General features: G+C 66.7%; 19 protein-coding genes and 1 pseudogene. 6 read left to right on the top strand and 14 right to left on the bottom strand.

Features of this window, described 5'->3' with window-relative positions; genetic code table 11:
- Positions 1-96 precede the first annotated feature (96 nt).
- Positions 97-2,808, bottom strand: coding sequence for an ATP-dependent helicase HrpB (gene hrpB / locus TVC13_RS01055; RefSeq protein WP_422399384.1), 2,712 nt, complete (start codon positions 2,806-2,808; stop codon positions 97-99).
- Positions 2,809-2,931: 123 nt separating this feature from the next.
- On the opposite strand from hrpB, the gene TVC13_RS01050 reads away from it, so the two are divergent.
- Positions 2,932-3,846 (top strand): macrolide 2'-phosphotransferase, encoded by a 915-nt coding sequence (locus tag TVC13_RS01050; RefSeq protein ID WP_422399383.1) that lies wholly within the window; start codon positions 2,932-2,934, stop codon positions 3,844-3,846.
- A 15-nt stretch (positions 3,847-3,861) separates the two neighbouring features.
- Here TVC13_RS01050 and TVC13_RS01045 read toward each other — a convergent pair whose 3' ends face one another.
- The 3 genes from TVC13_RS01045 to TVC13_RS01035 all read right to left on the bottom strand — a co-directional run bounded on the left by TVC13_RS01045 (position 3,862) and on the right by TVC13_RS01035 (position 6,388).
- Positions 3,862-4,377, bottom strand: a complete 516-nt coding sequence (locus TVC13_RS01045; protein ID WP_422399382.1) for a hypothetical protein — start codon at positions 4,375-4,377, stop codon at positions 3,862-3,864.
- An 83-nt stretch (positions 4,378-4,460) separates the two neighbouring features.
- Positions 4,461-5,639 carry a sensor histidine kinase gene (locus TVC13_RS01040; RefSeq protein ID WP_422399381.1) on the bottom strand — a complete coding sequence of 393 codons (1,179 nt, stop codon included), beginning with the start codon at positions 5,637-5,639 and terminating at the stop codon, positions 4,461-4,463.
- Positions 5,640-5,719: 80 nt separating this feature from the next.
- The gene (locus TVC13_RS01035; RefSeq protein WP_422399380.1) at positions 5,720-6,388 is read right to left on the bottom strand and encodes a response regulator transcription factor; all 669 of its coding nucleotides are present in this window, start codon (positions 6,386-6,388) and stop codon (positions 5,720-5,722) included.
- Between the two features lie 111 nt (positions 6,389-6,499).
- Here TVC13_RS01035 and TVC13_RS01030 point away from each other — a divergent pair, with 111 nt between their 5' ends.
- Positions 6,500-7,240, top strand: coding sequence for a TetR/AcrR family transcriptional regulator (locus tag TVC13_RS01030; protein ID WP_422399379.1), 741 nt, complete (start codon positions 6,500-6,502; stop codon positions 7,238-7,240).
- Positions 7,224-7,967, top strand: coding sequence for an SDR family NAD(P)-dependent oxidoreductase (locus TVC13_RS01025; protein WP_422399378.1), 744 nt, complete (start codon positions 7,224-7,226; stop codon positions 7,965-7,967). The genes TVC13_RS01030 and TVC13_RS01025 overlap by 17 nt, the downstream gene beginning before the upstream one ends.
- A 10-nt stretch (positions 7,968-7,977) precedes the next feature.
- Here TVC13_RS01025 and TVC13_RS01020 read toward each other — a convergent pair whose 3' ends face one another.
- From TVC13_RS01020 to TVC13_RS01005, 4 genes are read right to left on the bottom strand one after another with little or no spacing between them, the layout of a single operon-like run.
- Complete coding sequence (locus TVC13_RS01020) at positions 7,978-9,048, bottom strand: sulfate/molybdate ABC transporter ATP-binding protein (protein ID WP_422399377.1); 1,071 nt, start codon at positions 9,046-9,048, stop codon at positions 7,978-7,980.
- Positions 9,048-9,893 (bottom strand): ABC transporter permease, encoded by an 846-nt coding sequence (locus tag TVC13_RS01015; RefSeq protein ID WP_422399376.1) that lies wholly within the window; start codon positions 9,891-9,893, stop codon positions 9,048-9,050. The genes TVC13_RS01020 and TVC13_RS01015 overlap by 1 nt, the downstream gene beginning before the upstream one ends.
- Positions 9,880-10,656 carry a molybdate ABC transporter substrate-binding protein gene (modA, locus tag TVC13_RS01010; protein WP_422399375.1) on the bottom strand — a complete coding sequence of 259 codons (777 nt, stop codon included), beginning with the start codon at positions 10,654-10,656 and terminating at the stop codon, positions 9,880-9,882. The genes TVC13_RS01015 and modA overlap by 14 nt, the downstream gene beginning before the upstream one ends.
- Entirely contained in the window at positions 10,653-11,063 is a 411-nt protein-coding gene (locus TVC13_RS01005; RefSeq protein WP_422399374.1) for a TOBE domain-containing protein, read from the bottom strand. Before TVC13_RS01005 ends, modA begins: the two co-directional genes overlap by 4 nt.
- A gap of 113 nt (positions 11,064-11,176) precedes the next feature.
- Between TVC13_RS01005 and TVC13_RS01000 the strand changes: the two genes are divergently transcribed.
- Positions 11,177-11,974, top strand: coding sequence for a putative protein N(5)-glutamine methyltransferase (locus tag TVC13_RS01000; RefSeq protein ID WP_422399373.1), 798 nt, complete (start codon positions 11,177-11,179; stop codon positions 11,972-11,974).
- Here the strand turns inward: TVC13_RS01000 and TVC13_RS00995 are convergent.
- The 4 genes from TVC13_RS00995 to TVC13_RS00980 all read right to left on the bottom strand — a co-directional run bounded on the left by TVC13_RS00995 (position 11,971) and on the right by TVC13_RS00980 (position 15,891).
- Positions 11,971-13,272 (bottom strand): pyridoxal phosphate-dependent aminotransferase, encoded by a 1,302-nt coding sequence (locus tag TVC13_RS00995; RefSeq protein WP_422399372.1) that lies wholly within the window; start codon positions 13,270-13,272, stop codon positions 11,971-11,973. The genes TVC13_RS01000 and TVC13_RS00995 overlap by 4 nt on opposite strands.
- 81 nt (positions 13,273-13,353) lie before the next feature.
- The gene (locus TVC13_RS00990; RefSeq protein WP_422399371.1) at positions 13,354-14,781 is read right to left on the bottom strand and encodes a YhgE/Pip domain-containing protein; all 1,428 of its coding nucleotides are present in this window, start codon (positions 14,779-14,781) and stop codon (positions 13,354-13,356) included.
- A gap of 159 nt (positions 14,782-14,940) precedes the next feature.
- On the bottom strand, positions 14,941-15,408 hold the full coding sequence (locus TVC13_RS00985) for a MarR family winged helix-turn-helix transcriptional regulator (protein ID WP_422399370.1): 468 nt from the start codon (positions 15,406-15,408) through the stop codon (positions 14,941-14,943).
- A gap of 129 nt (positions 15,409-15,537) precedes the next feature.
- Positions 15,538-15,891, bottom strand: a complete 354-nt coding sequence (locus tag TVC13_RS00980) for a GNAT family N-acetyltransferase (RefSeq protein ID WP_422399369.1) — start codon at positions 15,889-15,891, stop codon at positions 15,538-15,540.
- A 340-nt stretch (positions 15,892-16,231) separates the two neighbouring features.
- On the opposite strand from TVC13_RS00980, the gene TVC13_RS00975 reads away from it, so the two are divergent.
- Positions 16,232-18,181: an ABC transporter ATP-binding protein gene (locus TVC13_RS00975; RefSeq protein WP_422399393.1), complete on the top strand. Its 1,950-nt coding sequence runs from the start codon at positions 16,232-16,234 to the stop codon at positions 18,179-18,181.
- Positions 18,182-18,312: 131 nt separating this feature from the next.
- Here TVC13_RS00975 and TVC13_RS00970 read toward each other — a convergent pair.
- Together TVC13_RS00970 and TVC13_RS00965 are read right to left on the bottom strand one after the other, a co-directional pair.
- A pseudogene (locus TVC13_RS00970) lies at positions 18,313-18,507 on the bottom strand (MarR family transcriptional regulator); the annotation flags it as partial.
- An 83-nt stretch (positions 18,508-18,590) separates the two neighbouring features.
- Positions 18,591-20,258 carry an MFS transporter gene (locus TVC13_RS00965; protein ID WP_422399368.1) on the bottom strand — a complete coding sequence of 556 codons (1,668 nt, stop codon included), beginning with the start codon at positions 20,256-20,258 and terminating at the stop codon, positions 18,591-18,593.
- Positions 20,259-20,448: 190 nt separating this feature from the next.
- Here TVC13_RS00965 and TVC13_RS00960 point away from each other — a divergent pair, with 190 nt between their 5' ends.
- Positions 20,449-21,240, top strand: coding sequence for an IclR family transcriptional regulator (locus TVC13_RS00960; protein ID WP_422399367.1), 792 nt, complete (start codon positions 20,449-20,451; stop codon positions 21,238-21,240).
- Positions 21,241-21,247 lie beyond the last annotated feature (7 nt).

Here is a 21,247-nt window from a genome sequence, read left to right as displayed (position 1 = left end):
CGCTGCATGCGTTGCCGGACTTTTTTGCGTTGCCGGACTTTACTGGGCCGCACTTGTTTACCGGGCCGGACTTGTCTACTGGACCGGAGGCTGCCGTCACATCCGCGCTTTGGTCCTGGCCGTAGCCGGCGCGCTCCAGGGATCCTCCGGCCAGGGATGCCGTGGATACCGTCCGCGCATCTCGGCCCTCACCTGCGCGTAGGGACCGGACCAGAAGGACGCCAGATCATCCGTCACAGCCAGCGGGCGTCCGGCAGGTGAGAGCAGGTGGAACTGCACCCGGATGCGGCCTCCCGCCAGCAGCGGTGATTCCGCCCAGCCAAAGCACTTCTGAAGTTTGACTGCCAGAACCGGAGGTGCGGCGTCGTCCTCTGGCTCCGGGTAGCTGATACGTTCCTGCGTGCCGCTGGGTACCAGGATCTTTTCCGGGGCCAGTTCATCCAGTTTGGCTGCCTCCGGCCAGGGCAGCAGGCGGCGGAGCGGATCCAGCAGACTGATGTCTGCCGCCCGCATTCCTCCGGCCAGCGCTTCCAGCTCCGGTCCCAGCCAGTCCTGAAGATGCTGCAGCAGAGCTGCTTCGGAAACGTCAGGCCAGGGCTGGCCAAGCAGCCGGTGGAGCAGCGCCATCCGGCGGCGGAGACTGTCAGCGGCCCCTGACCAGCCGACGGCACCAAGACCCTGCTCGGCCAGCGCGTGCGCAACGGCCGTGCGCCCCTCAGCGGCGGCCGGGCGGACGGGTGTCGAGGAGAGTTCTATCGCGCCCAGCCGGCGTACCCGGCGGGCGGTGACCTTGCCGCCGTCGAACGCTGCAGCGACCTCCTCGGTGAGCAGGCGGGAAGCTGCCGTTTCGGCGGTCTCCGGCTGCACCGGGGCCGCTGCGCGAATCACCGCACCGGTTCCTGCCGCTGCCTTTCCGGCGGCACGGGAAACGTCCGCGACCGCGAGCCATGCATGCCCCCGGAGCGGACTGTCAGCAGGCAGCCCGGCACGGGTACCCGAAGCCAGCAGGTATTGCTCCCCTGCAGCTCCGTCCACTCGCCGCGCCACCCTGTCCGGAAAGGCCAGCGCCACCAGGGTGCCCACGGCTTCTTCAGTCCCCGGAGTTCCGGCCGGCGCCTTGGCGGGGGCCGGTCTGCCTTCGGGTTGGGCGAGCCGCTCAAGACGCCGGGCCTCTCGGGCGAAGGCATTCGAGCCGGGGTCACGTCCTGAACGAAGCGCGGCCAGGAGCCGGACCAGGTCAGCTCCGGCTGGGCGCCGGTCGCCGGACAGCATGGCGGTGATCTCCGCAGCGGTGCGTGGACCGAGGAGGAGGGATCCCTCCACCAATGCCCGGGCAAGGCGTGGATCTACCGGGATGCTCACCAGCCGATGCCCCGTTTCAGTGGCTTTTCCTTCATCGTCCACCGCGCCGATGCTGCGCAGGACTGCTTCAGCGTCCGCCAGCGCAGCAGCGGGAAGTGCCTGCGGCAAGGGCAGGCCCCGGCCTCCGGGAGTTCCCCAGCAGGCCAGGATCAAGGCGGCGGCAGTTAGGTCAGCCGCGGCTGCCTCCGGCGTGGGATGGGCCGGAGCTGCGGCGTAGGCCGCTTCCGTATAGGCGCGGATTACGGTTCCGGGTCCCTGGCGGGCTGCACGTCCGGCACGCTGCTGTGCTGCTGCGCGGGAGGCACTGACGGTGACCAGACCGCTCATGCCTCGGGCGGCGTCGCGCCTTGGTTCGCGCGCCAGCCCGGAGTCGATGACCAGCCGCACGCCCGGAACGGTGAGGGAGGATTCAGCCAGTGAGGTGGAGACGATGATGCGCGGCTTGTCCCCCGGCGCCCGGCCGGAAACCGCGCGGTCCTGCTCGGACGGCGGGGCCTGGCCGTGCAGCTCCAGCACCTCGGTGCCCGGACCGGCCTCCTGCCGCAGGACCCGGGCCACATGGGCCACTTCCCGCACGCCCGGTGCAAACACCAGCGCGTCAATCGAAGGATCTTCAGCCAGTGCGCGGGCATGGCTCTGGGCTGCCAGCCGCGCCAGGGCGTCCAGGAAACCGGGCGTCACGCCGCGTTCATCCAGCCGCGCGGCTGCCGGCGGCTGCCAGAGGACCTGGAGCGGATGGAGCGCCGAAGGGCAGTCGACGACGGGTGCGGGAGACCCCGGCACGCCCAGCAGTTCGGCGAAGCGCGGCGTGTCCAGGGTGGCGGACATGGCTACGAGGAGCAGGTCCGGGCGGAGCTGGCGCACTTCAGCCAGCATGCCTAGGAGCAGGTCGGTTTCCAGCCCTCGTTCGTGCACTTCGTCCAGTATGACGGCGGAGGCGCTCTCCAGCCCGGGATCGGCCAGCAGCCGGCGCAGCAGAATGCCCGGGGTAACGAACTCGATCAGGGTGTGTGCGCCGGCACGGCTTTCGCCGCGGACCGTAAAACCGGTGCGCTCCCCCACTGCCGTACCGTCCAGCGCGGCAAGCCTGCGGGCAGCGGCCCGCGCTGCCACCCGGCGCGGCTGGGTCACCAGGACGCGTCCTGCCGTGCCTGTCTCTGGCGAACCGGATGAGCCGCGGGCGGCCAGGTTGGCAACCAGCGGCGGTACCAGCGTGGTCTTGCCGGTTCCCGGCGGTGCCTGTACGACGGCGGCCCCGGCGGAGGGCGGGGCGGAGGGCGCGGCGCCCCGGGCATCGTCCGCACTGGCTGCGCCGTCCCAGTTCCCGCCAGGCTCCAAAGCTCTCGCTGCAGCCGGCAGTGACGCAGCAAAAACCAGGCCCCTGCCAAGCGCAGCAAGGTCAAAGGGGCCCGCGGGCAGCGTGCCTTGGGGATTAACAGAGCTCACAGGTCCATTCTCTCCCGGGATTCTCCTGGCGGTTCCCAAGACCGTCCTGTATGAGGAAAGGTTGGGTGCAACCGGGACTACGCCCGCCTGCGCAGTGAGCCCACCGACGCGAAAGAGGAACGAATGACCCCCGAAACGGGAACTGGACCCCAGCCGGGCCCCGAGGAAGTCTGTGCCATCGCCGAGTCGCACGGACTTCAGCTGGATCCCGCTGGCGTGGAGTTCAACGAAGCCGGCCTCGATTACCGGGTGGCGTTCGCTGTCGAGCAGGGAACGAAAAGGAAATGGGTGCTCCGGCTTCCCCGACGCCCCGATGTCGCTGCCAACCAGCCGAGCGAGCAGGCCATCCTGGACTTCGTCCGGCCGCAGCTGCGAGTCGCTGTACCGGACTGGCAGATCCAGGAAGCAGATCTGGTTGCTTACCCGCTCCTTCCGGGAAGGCCGGGACTGACCATCGGTGAAGGCAACCAGCCGGACTGGCACTTCGACCCGTCCTCCGGAGAATACCTCGCCTCACTGGCCCGATTGATTGCCTCCCTGCACAGCTTGGACACGGCTGCGGCAGCAGCCGCCGGCATCCGGTCCGAATCTCCGCAGCAGGTGCGCAGTTACTGGGCCGAGGGGTTGGAAGCGGTGCTGGCGGAGTTCGAGGTCGACGGCGGGCTGCTCGCGGGATGGCGCCGCTGGCTGGACGACGACGGTCTCTGGCCGCAGCGCACCGTCCTCACACATGGTGAGCTGTACCCGGCGCATCTGCTGCTTGATGAGGCGGACCGGATCGTCTCCGTACTGGACTGGACTACTGCGAAGATCAGCGATCCGGCCCTGGAGTTTATGTACGTCCACCTCATCTCGCCTGATTCCTTCGATGAGGTGGTGCGGCTCTACCAGGACGCGACCGGCACTGCCGAGCCGCGTCTGGCAGATCGCTGCACCGCCCTGCTTGCCGCCGGGCCACTGAACTACGCACGGTTTGCGCTGACCACCGGAGAAGCCGAACACCGGGAGGCCGCGCAGGCTCAGCTGCTGGCCGTCTAGGGACTCTGCCTAGCTTTATGCGGGTGCGTCCTCAGCGGGTTCGTCCTCAGCAAGGGCGTTCTCAGCAGGGGCGTCCGCTTCGCTGTCCGGGTGGCCGTGGCGGTGGCCGTCGTCGCCGCGTTCCCCGCGGCGGTCCTTGTAGGACTCACCCTTGCCGGACTCACCCTTGCCGGACTCACCCTTGCCGGGTTTGCCCTCACGGTCAGGCCCGCCGTCGTGGTCCGGCCGGTCCGGCCGAACCTCGTCGGTACCCTCCCCGCCGTCGTTGTTCTGTGAGTCCTTCTCCTGAGCGTCCTTCTCCTGTGAGTCCTTGTCCTGAGCGTCCTTGTCCTGCCTCTCACTGTCCTGGGGCAGGTTCCCGTGATCCCCGTGGTCGGGGCGCTCGCCGTCGAGTTCCGACGTAACCGAGGCGGGCTGAGAGTTATCCGCAACTGCCATGCCCGTGAAGAAAGTGCCGGTCAGCAGTCCGGCAGCTGCCAGACCACTGGCACTCCAGACAATGATCTTCTTGGCTTTGCTGCCAATCTCCATGGTTTTCACCTCGCAAAAAGAGTGTGGATACCTACGCTTTCTATCCAACGCCGTCTTTCTTCGAAGTTTCTTAGAAGCCACGCTCAGTCCAGCGGAAGGCGAACCGTCAGGGATGCACCCCTGCCGTGGCTCGGTTCGGCCTCCACGGTGCCGCCGAACCGATTGGCTATTTCAGCAACCAGTGCCAGACCCAGACCATAGTGGCGGGTGTGACCGCCGGAGGTTTCCCGCGCCGAGGAAAAGCGTTCAAACATCCGTCCACGCAGTTCCTTGGGAAGTCCCGGGCCGTCATCGTAGACGCGGAGGACCCCGTTGCGGCCGCCCGCTGATACCTGCACCCACACTGTGGACCGGGCGTAGTCGGACGCGTTGGCCAGCAACGCAGTAACCACCCGCTGGACTGCTGCCGGGGAGGCACGGACCCACACCGGCGCGCCGGGAACATCAAGCCTGAGCTCGAGGCCGCGGTCCCGCATGGTGGTGCCAAAGGCCTGGGCAGCCTGACGCGCGGCGGCGCCCAGATCAACGGGTTCCGGAGGCCCTGCACGGCGCGGATCGGCGGATTCCAGGAGGTCCTCCAGGATTCCGGTCAGCACGCCCGTGTCCGCAATGATTTCATCCAGGCCGGACTCCACGAACTTCTGCGGACCGGACTGCTCATCTGCTCCTGCCTCCCCAGCCCGGGCATTCAGACGGCGCCGGAGCAGCTGTGCCCGGGTGCTCAGCAGGGTCAGCGGGGTGCGCAGTTCATGGCTCGCATCGGAGACAAACCTGCGCTGAAGCGCCAGCGCCTCCACCAGGGGACGCATCGCAGCCCTCGCTGCCAGGACGGAGAACAGTGCAGCAGCCACCGCAGAGAGCAGCACGGCAGACACGAGGGCCAGCACCAGCCGGTCCAGCTGCCCGCGGGTTTCGGAAGTATCGATGGCAGCCTGGACTATGTCCCTGCCGTCTTTGCGCGTCAACACGCGGAAAGTGGTGCCGGACGCCTCAACGGTTTCCTCAACTTCCCGTCCTCCAGCAGCCACTGAAGCCAGTGACTCCTCGACCGGCAGGCCTTCGGGCATGTCTCTGGACACTGTGAGCCGGCCCCTGTCGTAAACGGCCAGAAAGATGTCCAGCGGCGCATCGCGCGGGTTGTCCAGTGCGGCCGCGGAATCCAGACGATCCTGCAGTGCCCGTTCGGCACCGGCCGCCGCGAGATAGTAAACAACAACTCCGGCCAGCGAGAGAAGCACCACGGTAAGTGCTGTGAACTGCACCGCCAGCCGCCGCGCCGCCCGCCGCGGCTCGGCGTCGTTCCCCCCACCAGCCCCGAAACCAGTCCCGAACCAGCGACGCCTCACGCGAGCTTGCCCAGCCGGTAGCCGATCCCGCGGACCGTCAGGACCGAGGGCCTGCCGAGTTTGCGGCGCAGGTAGTGGACGTAGGTGTCCACGACGCCGGCGTCGTCAGCGTCCGGGAACACAATGTGGTGGAGATCCTCACGGGGAAACACCTGCAGCGGACGGCGTGCCAGCTCCTCCAGCAGCGCTGACTCCCGCTCAGACAGCACCACCACCGCTCCGCCGGGCTGGGTCACGGTCCGGCCGGTGGTATCGAAGACACCGCCGGGTACGGGCAGCACCGGTACCTCCTGTACGGTTCGGCGCCGGAGCGCCCGAAGCCGGGCCAGGAGTTCCTCGACGTCGAACGGCTTGGCCATGTAGTCCTCCGCGCCGCGGTCCAGCCCTTCCACCCGGTCAGAGGGATTACCCAGCGCGGAAAGCACCAGAGCGGGCACCGCGACCCCCTTGCTCCGCAGACGGGCCAGGACATCCAGCCCTTCGATTGCGGGCAGCCCGCGGTCCAGGAGAAGGACGTCGAAGTTCCGGGTGAGGCCCTCGTGCAGGGCGCGCTGCCCGTCATAGGCGCTGGTCACCGAATATCCCTCGGATTCAAGGACCTCCGCCAGCATCTGCGCCAGGCGCAGGTCGTCTTCCACCACCAGGATCCGCGGTTGGGCCTCCATCTTCGCGAGTATAGAAGCGGGCGTAACCATATGTGCGCGGGGAGGCAGGTTTACACTGTAAACGAGACCGGATTCAGCTGTGGTTCCGGCAACACCGTTTGGAGGCATTCCGTGGGCGCACACCAGCCGCTTGGCCCGGCAGCGATTGCCCGGACTGCTGCCCAAATCGCCGACAGCGAAGGGCTGGAAGCGGTCAGCATGCGCCGGGTCGCCGGAGACCTGGGGGTTTCGGCGATGGCGCTGTACCGCCACGTGGCCGGCCGGCGGGAACTGCTCCTGCTAATGGCCGACGCCGTGAGGAGCCCCTCCATGCTGCCGGAGGGGAAACACCGGTGGCAGGACATGCTGGCGCACATGGCCGACACTCTGTGGCAGACCTTCTCTGCCCATCCCTGGCTGCTGGGGATCGTCCTGAGTCCACGTCGCCTGCTCAACCTGGCCGCCCCGGCAGATGTGGAACGCCTGCTCTCCAGCCTCTCGGCCGCCGGCCTGACGGAAGACGAGGGGTTCGACTGCCTGCTCGGGGTCTCGGCCGCCGTCATCGGCACGGTATCCATCGCGGCGGCGGCGGATCCGGTCCCGGCGAATCCGGCGCCGGCGAATCCAGTGGCGGCGGATTCCGTGCCGGCCGGTTCACGGCCGCAGCCAGGCACACCGCGGCTGCACGGCACAGACGACTATCCGCGGGCAGAACGCTTCTCGGGCCGCAGCGTCGATTACGAGTTCGCCCGCCAGTCGCTGGACTATCTGGTGGCCAACTTCATCCGCGGCATCGAATCCACCCACAACCAAACACCGGATCCTTCCAAGGACCCGGGCCTACGGAAGGAAGAACATGCAACTGCAGAATAAGACCGCGATCGTCACCGGCGGCGCAGGCGGCATTGGCCAGGGGATCGTCCGGCGGTTCCTTGCCGAAGGGGCGAAGGTCGCCATCGTCGACATTGACCAGGCGCAGGGCGAGGAGCTGCTGGCCGAACTGGACGGCGAGGCGATTTTCATTGCCAAGGACATCTCCGTCGAGGCGAATGCAGCTGAGATCGTTGCCGAAACCGTGGAGCGCTTCGGCGGTCTGGACGTCCTGGTGAACAACGCGCATGCCTCCAGGCAGGCGTCCATCCTGGAAACCACCAAAGAGATCTGGGACCTGTCCTTCAGCACCGGAACGATGGCCACGTTCTATCTGATGCGTGCTGCATATCCGGAACTAAAGAAGACCCGGGGCAGCATCATCAACTTTGCCTCCGGAGCCGGCATAAAAGGCCTCCCCAACCAGGTTGCCTACTCTGCCGCAAAGGAAGCCATTCGAGCCATCACCCGCACGGCGGCCACCGAGTGGGCAGCTGACGGCATTCGGGTAAATGTGGTCTCCCCTGTGGCTCTAACCCCGGGAATCGTGCAGTGGAGCAAGGCATTCCCGGACGCTTACCAGGAAGTGGTCGACGGCATCCCGCTGGGCCGGCTCGGTGATCCGGAAACCGATATTGCCCCCGTGGTCGTGTTCCTGGCCAGCGAAAACTCCCGCTATGTGACGGGCCAGACCCTGATGGCCGACGGCGGCTCCATCAAGCTGTACTAGACCTGCTGCACTAACCCGGTACTCCCGCAGCCGCATAGCTGGTCACTGCGGAGCTATCGAGAACGAACTCCACCGGCTCGCCGATGCTCAGGGACAGCTCGGCTGCGGCAGCGGGACTAATGTCTGCAGCCAGGCCGGCGCCCCGGACCCGAATCCGGTCACCCTGGGGTTCCAGATCCGTCACGGTAACGCTCAGGATTTCCCGGCCCGGGTCCGCCATGCCGGCTGCGCCTGACCGGCGGACCGCAACGGCCGACGGCGGGAACACCGCCAGGGCGGCCCCGCCGTCCACTACGGCGAGATCCCCGTCCGGCACCGCAAGCTGCAGTCCGCCGGAAATGACCAGACGGCCCCCGCTCAACCTTCCACGGACCAGGTTCAGTCCGGCAAGGCTGGCAGTGAACGGGTTCCTGGGCCGGCGGAGCACCTCGGCGGGCGGGCCGGATTCAACTATCCGCCCTTCCTGCATCACCAGGACCCGGTCTGCGAGGGTGAGAGCATCAAGGACGTCGTGAGTGACGATCAGTGCGCTGCGCCCGGCAAGGACACGCTTAAGCAGCCTGCGCATCAACGGAACCGTTTCCACGTCCAGGGCAGCCATGGGCTCATCCAGCAGCAGCAGGTCCGGTTCCGCGGCGAGGGCGCGGGCAAGGGCAACCCGCTGTGCCTGGCCGCCGGAGAGCTCCCCCGGCCGCTTGGAGGCTAGGCCTGAGGCATCCGTTTCCGCGAGCCAGTGTCTGGCCGCCGTACGGGCTGCCTTTCGGTTAGCTCCCGTGCTGCGCGGGCCGAAGGCAACATTGTCCTCCGCACTCAGGTGTGGGAAGAGCAGTGCTTCCTGGGCCAGGAGGGACGTTCCCCGGCGGTACGCCGGGAGGGATTCCCCTTTGGCGGTATCAAAGAGCGTGGTGCCGTTCAGATTGGCGCGGCCGCTCTGTGCCTGGACCAGGCCGGCGAGCAGTGAAATAACCGTCGATTTCCCGGCCCCGTTGGGTCCCAGCAGAGCCACCGTCTCGCCGTCGCCGACTTCAAAGGCGACGTCGATCCCCCGTTCCGGAATTTCCGCCTGGATCCGCAGCACCATCAGCCCGCTCCCGGGGCCGGGACTGCACGCCTGGCTGCAGACCTGGCGGACGCCGACCGTCCCGGCACGGATCGGTAGGAGAGCCCGACCACGACCACAGCCACCACCACCAGCACAAGCGAGAGCGCCACCGCTGCGTCGGCGTCTCCCTCGCGCTGCAGGTAGATCTCCAGCGGAAGGGTCCGGGTGACGCCCTGCAGGCTGCCGGCGAAGGCCAGGGTTGCACCGAATTCTCCGAGGCAGCGGGCAAAGGAGAGCACCGCTCCGCTGGCCATCCCGGGCAGGACCAGCGGCACGGTAACCCGGCGCAGCACCGTCCAAGGGCGGGCGCCCAGCGTCGCGGCCACGGCTTCGTAGCGGGTTCCGGCGGTCCGCAGTGTTCCCTCGAGGGTCAGGACCAGGAACGGCAGTGCCACAAAGGTCTGGGCCAGGACCACCGCCGCGGTCGAGAAAGCGACCTGGACACCCAGGAATTCGAGCGCTCCGCCCAGCAGCCCCTGCCGCCCAAAGGTATACAGCAGGGCTATGCCTCCGACTACCGGAGGCAGTACCAGGGGAAGCAGCACCAGGGACCGAACCAGCCGCTTCCCCGGGAACCGCAGCCTGGCCAGAACCAGCGCCAACGGAACTCCGAAAAGGATGCAGAGCAGGGTGCTCACCGTTGCGGTGCGCAGGCTTAGAGACAGCGCAGCGAGTGATGATTCCGACGTCACCAGCGGGATGAACTCTGCCCAGTTGACCTCCACCGTGACGGCGGCCAAGGGCAGCAGGAGGAACAGCGCTCCGACGACGGCGCCGGCCAGCACCCAGCGCGGCAGCGGTACCGAACTGTTAGGGGACGCCAAAACCGGCCTCCTGCAGAACTGCCTGTCCTTCTGCGCCCCGGATGAACCCGACAAAGGCAGCTGCCAGCCCTGCATCAGCGGGCCCGGCCAGCCGGACCAGCGGATACCGGTTTACGGCCTGCTGCGCCTCGGGAATCGGTACTTCCCGGACGCTGTCTCCAGCGGCACGTACGTCAGTGACGTAGACCAGACCGGCGTCGGCTTCTCCGGAGACCACCTTGCCCATTACTCCGGCCACCGAGGTTTCTTCGCTTACCGGCGAGAGGTCGACTCCGGCGGCTTCTTCCAGCTTTGCGGCTGCAGCACCGCAGGGAACCTGCACGGCGCAGACCACCACTTGCGGCCCGGCGCCGGCCAGGTCTGCAAAACCCCTGATGCCTGCCGGGTTTCCGGGCGGGACGGCGATGGTCAGGGTATTCGTTGCAATATCCTCGGGTTCTCCGGCTGTCATCCCTCCGTCCACCACCTTGGCCATGTTGGCCTCATCCGCGGATGCGAAAACGTCGGCGGGCGCACCCGCAAGGATCTGGGCCGCGAGGTCCGCGGACCCGGCAAGGTTAAGCCGGACCGCTGTGCCCGGATTCGCCGCCTCGAAGTCCTCCGCCAGCACGGTGAAGGGCACGGCCAGCGACGCCGCAGCAAAGACAGTCAGTTCCCCGCCTTCTCCCTGCGGCTGCGCGGCCTGGTTGGAGCACCCTGCCAGCCAGAGCATGCCTGTCAGCAGCGCAGCCGTGAGAACCTTGCCGGAGCGGCACCGGTTCACGGATGCTTCTTTCCCGGCGGCATCTCAACGATGACGTTGGTCGCCTTGACCACCGCTGTGGCCGTCGAACCGGGTTCCAGGCCGAGCTCCCGCACCGCCTCAGAGCTCATGAGCGAAACCACCCGGAACGGACCGCACTGCAGCTCCACCTGGGCCATGACTTTGTCCATAACGATTTCCGTCACGAGTCCCACGAACCGGTTCCGGGCTGAGCTGGAAATTTCGGTGGGATCATCCGGCAGCTGCGCCTGCCGGCGGGCCAGCTGGGCCAGTTCCAGGCTGTCGATGATCTGCCGCCCGCTGGCGTCCCGGCGCCCGGTCAGGGTACCGTTCTCAATCCAACGGCGCACGGTGTCATCGCTGACGCCAAGGAACCGTGCCGCTTCGGCAACTCTCAGGCTAGGCATGCAACGACCATAAACCGCAGATGCGTTCATTTCCACCGGATCCGGAGATGTTTGCGGTATTTCTCCCGCTGGAGAGCAGGAATCAGGCTTGCGGACAGGGAAGGAGCGGCGGCATGGACGCCGACCAGCAGCTTCTGGGGCGCTTCACCGCCCGGCTGCAGGGCGCGGGCTGTGTCTTCGCGCTGGAAGAAGCGGAATTGCTTCTTCGCGGTGCTCGCTCCGCAGCAGAGGCGGAAGTCCTGCTCCAGCGGCGGCTTACCGGCGAACCGCTCGAGTATGTCCTTGGCTGGGCAGAGTTCCTCGGCCGGCGGGTGAAGGTGGTTCCGGGTGTCTTCATTCCGCGCCGGCGCACCGAGTTTCTCGCCGCTGCAGCACTCGAGTCCGCCAGCGGCCGAAACGCCCCGGTCATCCTGGACCTTTGCTGCGGCAGCGGTGCCCTGAGCACCGTCTTTGCAGCGGCACTCTCCAAGGCAGAGCTGCACGCGGCGGATCTCGCGCCCGATGCCGTCGCCGCCGCGCGCTCAAATTTGGGTGACCAGGCTCAGGTTTACCAGGGAGACCTGTTCGATGCCCTGCCGCGGCAGCTGCGCGGGAGGATCGACGTCGTTGCCGCCAATGCCCCCTACGTCCCTACGGAACAGCTGCCGTTCCTCCCCCGCGAAGCCCGCATCCACGAACCTGCTGGCGCGCTGGACGGCGGCCGGGAGGGGTTGGAACTTCTCAGGCGCATCACGGCCGAGGCGTCGGAATGGCTAAGCCGGGACGGGGAACTGCTCGTCGAGTGCAGCAGCGGACAGGCACCCGGCCTGGCTGAGGATTTCGACGCCGCGGGTTTCCGCACCGCAACCCGCACGGACACGGACACCGGTACAGCGGTGGTGTCCGGCACCCTCAAGGACCGTTCTGCCTAGGCTGCGGAAGCGGACCTTCCGGCCGTGGCAGCGCCGGCACCGGGCTCAGTCCCGGCGTCGGCCGTTGCTTCGCCTTCGGGAGCCGGCTGCCTGTGCCCTGCGAGATACTCCGCGATCCGGTTCACGGCGTCGCGGATGTCTTCCTCCGCCGGCAGGATCACAAACCGGAAGTGGTCCGGTTCCGGCCAGTGGAACGCGGTTCCCTGCGAGACCAGGATCTTCTGTTCCTCGAGCAGGTCCAGGACGAACTGCTCGTCGTCATCGAAGGGGTACAGTGCACGGTCGAGCTTCGGGAAAAGATACATGGCCCCGGAGGCAGGCACACAGCTGACGCCGGGGATCTCGTTGAGCAGCCGGCAGGCCAGGTCGCTCTGCTCCGCCAGCCGTCCGCCGGGCTTCACTAGGTCGTTGATGCTCTGGTACCCGCCCAGCGAAGTCTGGATGGCGTGCTGGGCCGGCACGTTGGGGCACAGGCGCAGCGACGCGAGCAGGTCCAGTGATTCGCGGTAGCCGGCAGTGTCCGCCCGTTTGCCGGTCAGCGCCACCCATCCTGCACGGTAGCCGGGCATCCGGTAGGCCTTTGAGAGTCCGGAGAAGGTCAGCACCGGCAGGTCACCTGCCACGGACGCGGTGTGGATGTGTTCTGCTCCCCGGTAAACGATCTTTTCGTAGATCTCATCGGAGAAGAGCACCAGGTTGTGGCGCCGGGCCAGGTCTGCGAACTGTTCCAGGATCTCCCGGGGATAAACCGCGCCGGTGGGGTTGTTCGGGTTGATGATCACTATTGCGCGGGTGCGGTCGGTGATCTTGTCTTCGACGTCCGCCATGTCCGGCCACCAGTGGTTGTCCTCATCACAGGCGTAGTGCACGGCTTCGCCGCCGGAGAGCATCACCGATGCGGTCCAGAGCGGGTAGTCCGGTGCCGGAATGAGTACCTGGTCGCCGGCCTCCAGGAACGCCTGCAGCGTCATGGAGATCAGCTCGCTGACGCCGTTGCCGACCCAGATGTCCTCTACGCCGATCTGCATGAGGCCGCGGGTCTGGTAGTACTGCGAGATCGCAGTCCGGGCCGAGTAGATGCCCTTGGAGTCGCTGTAGCCCTGCGCTCCGCGCAGATGGTGGATCATGTCCACCACGATCGATTCCGGAGCCTCTAGCCCGAAGGGTGCCGGATCCCCCAGATTCATCTTCAGGATCCGCTGCCCCGCCGCCTCCATTTGCTTGGCGACCGCCTGCACCGGCCCCCTCAGGTCGTAACGGATGTTCTGCAAACGGCTGGAATTCTGCATCGGGGGCATGTTCGGATTTTCCCACCGCGGAGGCCCGCGGCCAAACCGGCCCCCCGAATCTACAGTTTCCGGGTGTGCGCGGACGGCATCCTACGCCGCGCGGGCTGCTGTCTTTTCTACGTCTGCCGCCGCCTCGCGGATACCGCGGATCCGGTCGTACAGGACGGAGAACAGCAGGCCCAGCACTACCGCAATGAGGATAATGACGCCCATGCCGATCAGGCCGGCCTGCAGGCCTGCGGAACCTTCGGCGTCGTAGTAGAGAATCGCCTTGTTGGCGATCGTCATCTGGTACAGCGGTTCGCCCCTGGCAATAAACGCGAAGAAGCCCGGCAGGGTCTCCAGCGGCACCACGCCGGTGGCGGCCGGCAGACCCATGAACACCACGTAGATCAGAGACAGCACCATGCCTGCGCTGCCAAAGATGGTGATGAGCGCGAACGTCACCGCGGATACCGTCACGATGGACAGCCAGGTGCTGAAGAAGAACCAGCCGCCGTGCGGAATGGGCATGCCCACGGCGTTCGCCACCCACATCATCAGCCCGGCGGTTGGCAGTCCGGCGACGACGGCGATCCCCCACTTGAGCAGGAAGTCCACCCAGCGTGCCGGGAGCAGTTTCGGACCCAGGACGTAGCGCGGACCCAGCTCTACAGGCAGCACGCCCACGCGGGAGTCCACGAGGAAATGCAGTGTGACGGAACCGCTCAGGCCCACCACCATCAGCAGGACGGAGTAGAAGAAGGCACCCATGCCCAGCGCGGCGCCGTCGGGCGGTTTCTGGAAGGCTGTTTCGGTGATTTGGATCGGATCGCGCAGCACCTCGGCGGAGGTTCCGTCGATCTTTGGCGCCAGCTGTTCCTGCACCTGTGCGGGGACTCCTGCCTCGGTCAGTTCGGCGTCCTGGCGTTCGGTTGCCTCGCCCTGGGCCTGGCGGGCGGTTTCGTCCAGCTGTTCGCCCACGCTGGTGCTGGCCTGTTTCAGCGCCGGTTCGACGGCCTCGGCCGCGAGCTGGCTCGCCAGCGGACTTGCCAGCGGATTGGTATAGAGCGTGATCTGCGGCCGGCTGGCGTTGCCGTCGGTAAGCGACGATGAAACCAACGAAACAGCAGCTTCAGAGAAGTCCTCGTCCACCACCACTGCGGCAAAAACCTGGCCGGTGCGCAGCTGGTGCTGCGCGTCGTCCCAGCTCAGCGGGCGCAGCTCAATTTCGTCCGACGAGGAGAAACCATCCTCCATGGTCCTGGTGAGGTTCTCGCCGAAGTTCTCCTGGCCGGCGGGGGTGTCCGCACCCTGGTCCCGGTTCACGACGGCGACCGGCAGGTGGTTGAGGTTGCTTTCCGGACTACCCAGCCCGCCGATGTACAGTGCCGAGCCGGCACCGCCGAGGACCAGCAGGACCAGCAGCGGAAGCAGCCAGGTTCGGGGTGAGAAATAGGCTCCCGCGCGGCTGCCGTTGTACTGGGGGCCTGCGCTGGGTTCTGTGCCGCGGCCTGAGCGTGGTTCGTGTGCGGGCATGGGAACTACCTCCCGGGATGCCGCGCGGTGTCACCGCACGTGCCGAACGTTGGGGGAAGCACTGTCCCTATGAACGGTACGTGCAGCCGGGTCAGACGCACAGGCTCGGCACCTCCGGGACCGCTTGTCCGGCAGAAGTTTTCCCTGCCTGGTTGCTGCTTAGTCCGTGCCGCGCGGGCCGTGGCGGTGCGGGTTTTCCTCCGCCAGCTTGGCCAGGATGCGTTCGAGTTCGGTGCGGTCTTCGTCGGAGAGGACGGCGAAGTACTCATCTGCCTGCCGTGCACGGTCTTCCCGCACCTCGGAGCGCATAGTCGCGCCCTGCTCCGTCAGGGTGATGAGGGTGGCACGGCGGTCGGACGGGTCAGGTCCGCGCTGCACCAGGTTCTTAGCTTCAAGCTGGTCCACGACTTCCGTAGCCGACCGGGGTGCAATGCGGAGCGTTTCTGCCAGGTCCTTGAGCCGCAGTCCGCCGTCGTCCCCGCTCCGGGCCACTGCGTTCAGCGCCCTGAACTGGTGGGGCGTCAGGTCGAACGGTGCCAGCTGCTTGATCCAGCGGCCCCTCAGCGCACGGAAGGCGGCGTGCATCAACTCGCCCAGGGTGGCGGAGTCTACGGACTGTTGCGGCATGCTCCCCAGTCTAACCATTCGGTGTGCAGCCACACTGTGAGGTTGCCACGGTACTGCGGTAGAGCGTGGCATGGGTAGGTCCGCGGTTCTGCTGCCAGTTCGCTTTCTGCGCCCTGCTTAGTGGCACAGTCAGCCTGAATGGCCACCCTTGGGGGCCTGCGGATCGGCCGGCACTGGAATCGCCAGGCTCAAATAGACGCTGTTCGGATCCTCCTTGTACCCACCAAAGGGAGGGCACGCCACGAATCCGGCACTTTCATAGAGCCGGCGAGCCGGAGCGAAGAACTCCATGCTTCCGGTCTCCAGCGAGATCCGCTGCACGGAACGGCCAGCTGCATCCTCCAGCAGATGCTCCAGCATCAGCCGGCCGATGCCGCGGCCGCGCGCTGCGGGGGCTGTTCGCATCGACTTGAGCTCCTCGTGCCCCGGCTCGAGGACGGAAAGGGCACCTGTCCCAGCGATGTACTCGCCATCCCAGGCCACCAAAGTCGAACGGACGGCTGGTGGAGAGCACCCAGATCCAGGGCATGCCGGCTTTCAGGAGGTGCAGTGGGACGCAGTTCGTCAAGGTGGGCCTGTAGGAAAGCGGACAGACGCGGATCAGCAAAGTCCGCACGGCGCAGGGAAATCGTCATGCCGTTCAAACTACGGGCCGGCACGCGGCTTTCGCCTTCTGTGACAAACAGCTCACATGTACCCATAAACCACATAATGAGGTAACCTCTACATATCCGGTCGAACGAGCCACCGCCGCGGCGCCCGGAAAAGCACAAGGAGGAACCTTTTGGCCCTACACAACACCCGCGAACGCCCAGGCGGCGGAATGCCCGACGAACCCGGAGCAGTGCCCGGCACCTCCGGACCGGGAGGCCCCGGAGGAGGCGGCGGCGGACGCGGACCTGCCCGACTGAACCCGGCAGATAAGAAACAGCTCAAGCGCCATCCGGTCAGCCTGCGCCGCATCGCCGCACTGTTCGCTCCGCACAAGCGGACCATCGCCGTCGTTATCGCCCTGATTTCCGCAGCGTCCGTGGTCAACCTTGCCCAGCCGTTCCTGGTCCGAGCAGTCATCGATGACGCCCTGCCCAACCAGAACCTCCGGCTGCTGGTCTTCCTCACGGCGTCCATGGTGGGCGTCGCCGCCGTGACGAGCGCGATCGGCGTCGTGCAGACCTGGCTGGCCACCAAAATGGGCCAGCGCGTGATGCACACCCTGAGGGTGAAGCTCTTTACCCACCTGCAGGCGCAGTCGCTGGGTTTCTTCACCCGCACCCGGGGCGGCGAAGTCCAGTCCCGGCTCACACACGACATCTCCGGCATGCAGTCCGTGGTCACCACGACGGCGACAGGCGTGGCAGCGAACCTCACCGCCACGGTCGCCACGGCCGCTGCCATGGTCGCCCTCTCCCCCGGGCTCAGCCTGATTTCCCTGGTTGTCCTGCCGCCCGCCATCTGGCTCTCCCGGAAGGTCGCGAAGCTGCGGCGCACGGTCACCGACGAACGCCAGCGTGAACTGGCTGCCCTGCACACCCAGGTCGAAGAGGGACTGTCCGTCTCCGGCGTCCGCCTCGCCAAGACGCTGGGCACCATCCCGCGCGACGCCGAACGCTTCACCGCCCGCTCGGAAAACCTGGTGGGACTGGAACTGCGCAGCCAGCTGGCCGGACGCTGGCGCATGGCCACGATGCAGGTGGTTTTCGCTGCGATTCCCGCCGTGATTTATCTGGCCGCAGGCTTCCCCGCCACCAGCGGGGGCATGACGATCGGAACGCTGGTCGCCTTCACCGGCCTGCAGGCCGCGGTCTTCCGGCCCGTGATGGGCCTGCTGGACATCGGCGTCCAGTGGGTCACAGCCCTGGCCTTCTTCAGCCGGATCTTTGAGTATCTCGACCTTGAGCCGCAGCTAAAGGCCCCAAAGCATCCTGTGCGGCTGGATCCAGAGCGGGTGCGCGGCGAGGTCCGCTTTGAGGACGTGGAGTTTGCGTACGACGGCGGCGCCCCGGTTCTGCGCGGCGTTCACCTGACGCTGGCACCGGGAACAACCACCGCCGTGGTGGGAGCGACCGGTTCCGGCAAGTCCACGCTTGCCTCGCTGGTTCCGCGGCTGAATGATCCCAGCCACGGGCGGGTCACCATCGACGGCGTGAATGTGGCTCAGCTGGAGCCGGCGGACCTGTCCCGAATTGTGGGGGTGGTCTCCCAGGAGACCTACCTGATCCATGCCTCGGTGCGGGAGAACCTGCTGCTTGCCAAACCTGATGCCTCAGACGAGGAACTGCTGCAGGCACTGGCGGCAGCCCAAATTGCTGACGCCATCGGCGCACTCCCCGAAGGCTTGGACACGCTGGTCGGAGCCCGCGGACACCGCTTCTCCGGCGGTGAGCAGCAGCGGCTCGCGATCGCGCGGACCATTCTGCGCAATCCCCCGGTCCTGGTGCTGGACGAAGCCACTTCAGCCCTGGACAACACCACTGAAGCCCAGGTTCAGCTGGCACTGGAAAGACTCTCTGCCGGACGGACCACGCTCACCATTGCTCACCGGCTCTCCACAGTGCAGAACGCTGACCAAGTGGTGGTGCTGGACGCCGGGCAGATTGTGGAACGCGGCACTCCCGCCGAACTGGCTGCCGCGAACGGGCCCTTCGCCCGGCTGGCCGCACGGCGGTCCGAAGCCGGCGCCCGGGGCGAGGGCGCCGGCGTCGGGCTCTGCGCATCCTGCCGGGGCACGGAGTCACTGGGTCCTGGACGTCCGCCGCTGAGCCGGGCAAGATAACCGGCAAACCGGTGCAGGTCCTCGGTGGACCAGGAGCCCAGCACGGACTCGTCGAGCATGATCCCGGTCTGCACTGCCGTGACCCGCTCACTCGCGGCCGGGGTCAGCACCAGTACCCGGGCCCGCCCGTCGGCAGGATCAGGCTGGACCTCGATCAGTCCCAGTGCCTCCAGCTGACGCGACTGCCGGCTGATGACGCTTTTGTCCGCCATGAGCAGTTCAGCCACTGCACCTGAGTGCAGCGGCCCGGACCGCTTGAGCAGCTGGAGCACTTTCAGTCCGAACAGGGACAGGGCCGGATCCACAGACCGGGCCGCCTCACGCATCCTCGCCCTAACAACCTCGGTGAGCAGGCGCAGGTTTGATTCAACCTCGCGCTGCGCCTGCTCACGGGAGAGCTCCTGGGAAGTCACTTTCCAGCGCGTTCCCCGCCCGGCTGCCCGGCCGGTGAGGACGGGTCAACCAGGCCAACAGATCCCGTAGCGGCAGCAGAGAGAGCATGTTCGGCTGACTCCACCTCCGCAGCGGCGGGTCCTCCGGCGGCTGCCTTGGCAGCAGCAGCCTTCTTGAGCTGAACGGCGTTCTGGCGGCCCAGTTTGGCGTTCGGCAGGAAGATCACGGCGATCAGGGTCACGACGGCCAGGGGCACGCTGTACATAAACACGTGTCCGACGCCGACTCCGTAGGCGCTTTCCACGAGGGCGGCGATGGCAGCGGGCAGTTCGGAGATCTTGGGAATAGTGCCGCTGCCAAGGGCGACGGCTGCGGCAGCCTGGTCCGCAGGAGCCAGGGCGCTGATGCCGTCCTTGATGTGGGTGGACACGATGGTGCCCAGCACCGAACCGAGCACCGACACGCCCACGGTGCCGCCGAGGCTGCGGAAGAAGGTCACGGCGCTGGTTGCGACGCCCAGGTTCTTCACCTCGATGGAGTTCTGTACCACCAGCACCAGGTTCTGCATCAGCATGCCCAGGCCTGCACCGAGCACTGCCATGTAGACGCCCACCAGCATCAGGCTGGTTTCGTAGGTAAGGGTGCCCAGCAGGATCGTTCCGAGGACGGTGAGGACCCCGCCGGAAACCATGATGGCCTTCCACTTGCCCGTCCGGCTGATGACACCGCCAAACAGGGTGGAGGCGATAAGAAGGCCGGCCATCATGGGGATCGTCAGGAGGCCGGACTGAGTGGGCGTGGCACCGCGGGCCAGCTGCATGTACTGGGCCAGGAACACCGAGGTGCCGAACATTGAAACGCCCACGGAGATGCTGGCCACCACGGCAAGCGTGAACGTGCGGTTCTTGAACATGGACAGCGGGATGATCGGTTCCGGGGACTTGAACTCCACCAGTACGGCCGCGATCAGCAGGACCGCGGAGCCGGCGACCATCAGGAAGGACGCCAGGGATGCCCAGCCAAACTGGTTGCCGGCAAGGGTCACCCAGATCATCAGCAGCGATACGCCGCCGGCGATCAGGACTGCACCGAGGTAGTCGATGTGGACCTTGCGCTTGGCGTGCTGGGGCAGGTGCAGGGTGAGCTGCAGCAGGATGATGGCGGCGATCGCCACGGGAAGGGCGATAAAGAAGTTCCAGCGCCAGCCGAAGGCATCAGTGACGACGCCGCCGAGCAGCGGTCCGCCGACAGTACCGACAGCCATCACGGCACCGAACAGGCCGGCGTACTTGCCGCGGTCACGGGGGCTGATGATGTCCGCCATGATGATCTGGCTCAGCGCGGCGAGGCCGCCGGCGCCCAGGCCCTGGAGCACCCGGAAGATGATGAGCGTGCCGGTGTCCTGGGAGAAACCGGCCAGTGCAGAACCGAGTACAAAGATGCCCAGCGCAAGCTGGATGAGCAGCTTCCGGTTAAACAGGTCCGCAAACTTGCCCCACAGCGGCGTCGAAACTGTCGTCGCGAGCAGTGTTCCGGTGACCACCCAGGTGTAGGCGGACTGGTCGCCGTCGAGGTCCGAGATGATCAGCGGCAGCGAGGTGGACACCACGGTGCCCGCGAGGATGGAAACGAACATGCCCAGAAGCAGCCCGGACAGGGACTCCAGCACCTGGCGGTGAGTCATGGTTCCATCGGGCGAAACCGTCCTTCTGGGCGATTTGGCCTTTCCGGGCTTCTTGGGCGGGATGGCGGCGGTTTTAGCTGCGGCGGGCATCGGACTCCTGCTGATAGTTGATTTAAGTCAACTATACAAGTGGTTGCCTTAGACAACTACTTTCGTGCGGAAAAACACAGTGCCGCACTAGGATTCTGCTGTGCAGAACATTCGAATCGTCAAGAAGCCCGGTTATGCCGTCGACTCGGTGGACCGCGCACTGCAGCTGATCCTGTTGCTGCAGGAGAACAGCTGGCTCCGGATCGCCGACGCAGCCCGTGCCCTCGACGTAGCCCCGTCCACCGCCCACCGACTAATGTCCACGCTGGTCTACCGGGGATTCGCCCTCCAGGACGACCAGCGGCGGTACTGCGCCGGCCCGGCCCTGCGCAGCGGGACAGCAGCCGGACCCGGCCGCGCACTCATCGCCGCCGCTCGTCCGCACCTTGAAGAACTGGCCCTCGACATCCAGGAAACGGTCAACCTCGTGGAACGCGTTGGCACTACCGCCAGATACCTCTTCAGCGCAGAGGGACCGCAACTGCTCCGGGTCGGGAACCGTGCGGGAACAGTCCTTCCGGCCCATTTGTCCTCGGCCGGGAAAGCGATCCTGTCCACCCTGGCCGACTCCGCCGTCGGCCACCTCTACACCCGCCAGCCACAGCCCGGGACATCGGGTGCCGTCCGGCTGCCGGAACTGCTGTCCGAACTTCAGGAGGTCCGCAGACTCGGCTACGCCGTAAACATGGGAGGCACGGAGGCGGGACTTGCCGCCGTCGGGGTTCCCGTCTCTGCATCCCAGCGGCACCAGGCATCGCTGGGCATCTCGGTCAGCGCTCCCCTGGACCGCGCCGAACGAATCCGGGATGCGGCCACGCTCAAATCACTCAGGACCGCGGCCAAGGCGCTGGCGCGCAGCCTCGACACGGCAGGACTGGTCCCCGGCGCCTAGTAACATT

Origin of the sequence: Arthrobacter sp. 3Tela_A, from assembly GCF_049311025.1 — a bacterium.
GTDB lineage: Bacteria > Actinomycetota > Actinomycetes > Actinomycetales > Micrococcaceae > Arthrobacter_B.
This window is presented reverse-complemented; position numbering and strand designations above follow the sequence as displayed.

Excerpts from the sequence above, each read along its gene's own strand:
- TVC13_RS01050 (WP_422399383.1), top strand. The coding sequence starts at position 2,932 with ATGACCCCCGAAACGGGAACTGGACCCCAGCCGGGCCCCGAGGAAGTC.
- TVC13_RS01045 (WP_422399382.1), bottom strand. The coding sequence starts at position 4,377 with ATGGAGATTGGCAGCAAAGCCAAGAAGATCATTGTCTGGAGTGCCAGT.
- TVC13_RS01035 (WP_422399380.1), bottom strand. The coding sequence starts at position 6,388 with ATGGAGGCCCAACCGCGGATCCTGGTGGTGGAAGACGACCTGCGCCTG.
- TVC13_RS01025 (WP_422399378.1), top strand. The coding sequence starts at position 7,224 with ATGCAACTGCAGAATAAGACCGCGATCGTCACCGGCGGCGCAGGCGGC.
- TVC13_RS01020 (WP_422399377.1), bottom strand. The coding sequence starts at position 9,048 with ATGGTGCTGCGGATCCAGGCGGAAATTCCGGAACGGGGGATCGACGTC.
- TVC13_RS01005 (WP_422399374.1), bottom strand. The coding sequence starts at position 11,063 with ATGCCTAGCCTGAGAGTTGCCGAAGCGGCACGGTTCCTTGGCGTCAGC.
- TVC13_RS01000 (WP_422399373.1), top strand. The coding sequence starts at position 11,177 with ATGGACGCCGACCAGCAGCTTCTGGGGCGCTTCACCGCCCGGCTGCAG.
- TVC13_RS00995 (WP_422399372.1), bottom strand. The coding sequence starts at position 13,272 with ATGCCCCCGATGCAGAATTCCAGCCGTTTGCAGAACATCCGTTACGAC.
- TVC13_RS00990 (WP_422399371.1), bottom strand. The coding sequence starts at position 14,781 with ATGCCCGCACACGAACCACGCTCAGGCCGCGGCACAGAACCCAGCGCA.
- TVC13_RS00985 (WP_422399370.1), bottom strand. The coding sequence starts at position 15,408 with ATGCCGCAACAGTCCGTAGACTCCGCCACCCTGGGCGAGTTGATGCAC.
- TVC13_RS00975 (WP_422399393.1), top strand. The coding sequence starts at position 16,232 with ATGCCCGACGAACCCGGAGCAGTGCCCGGCACCTCCGGACCGGGAGGC.
- TVC13_RS00965 (WP_422399368.1), bottom strand. The coding sequence starts at position 20,258 with ATGACTCACCGCCAGGTGCTGGAGTCCCTGTCCGGGCTGCTTCTGGGC.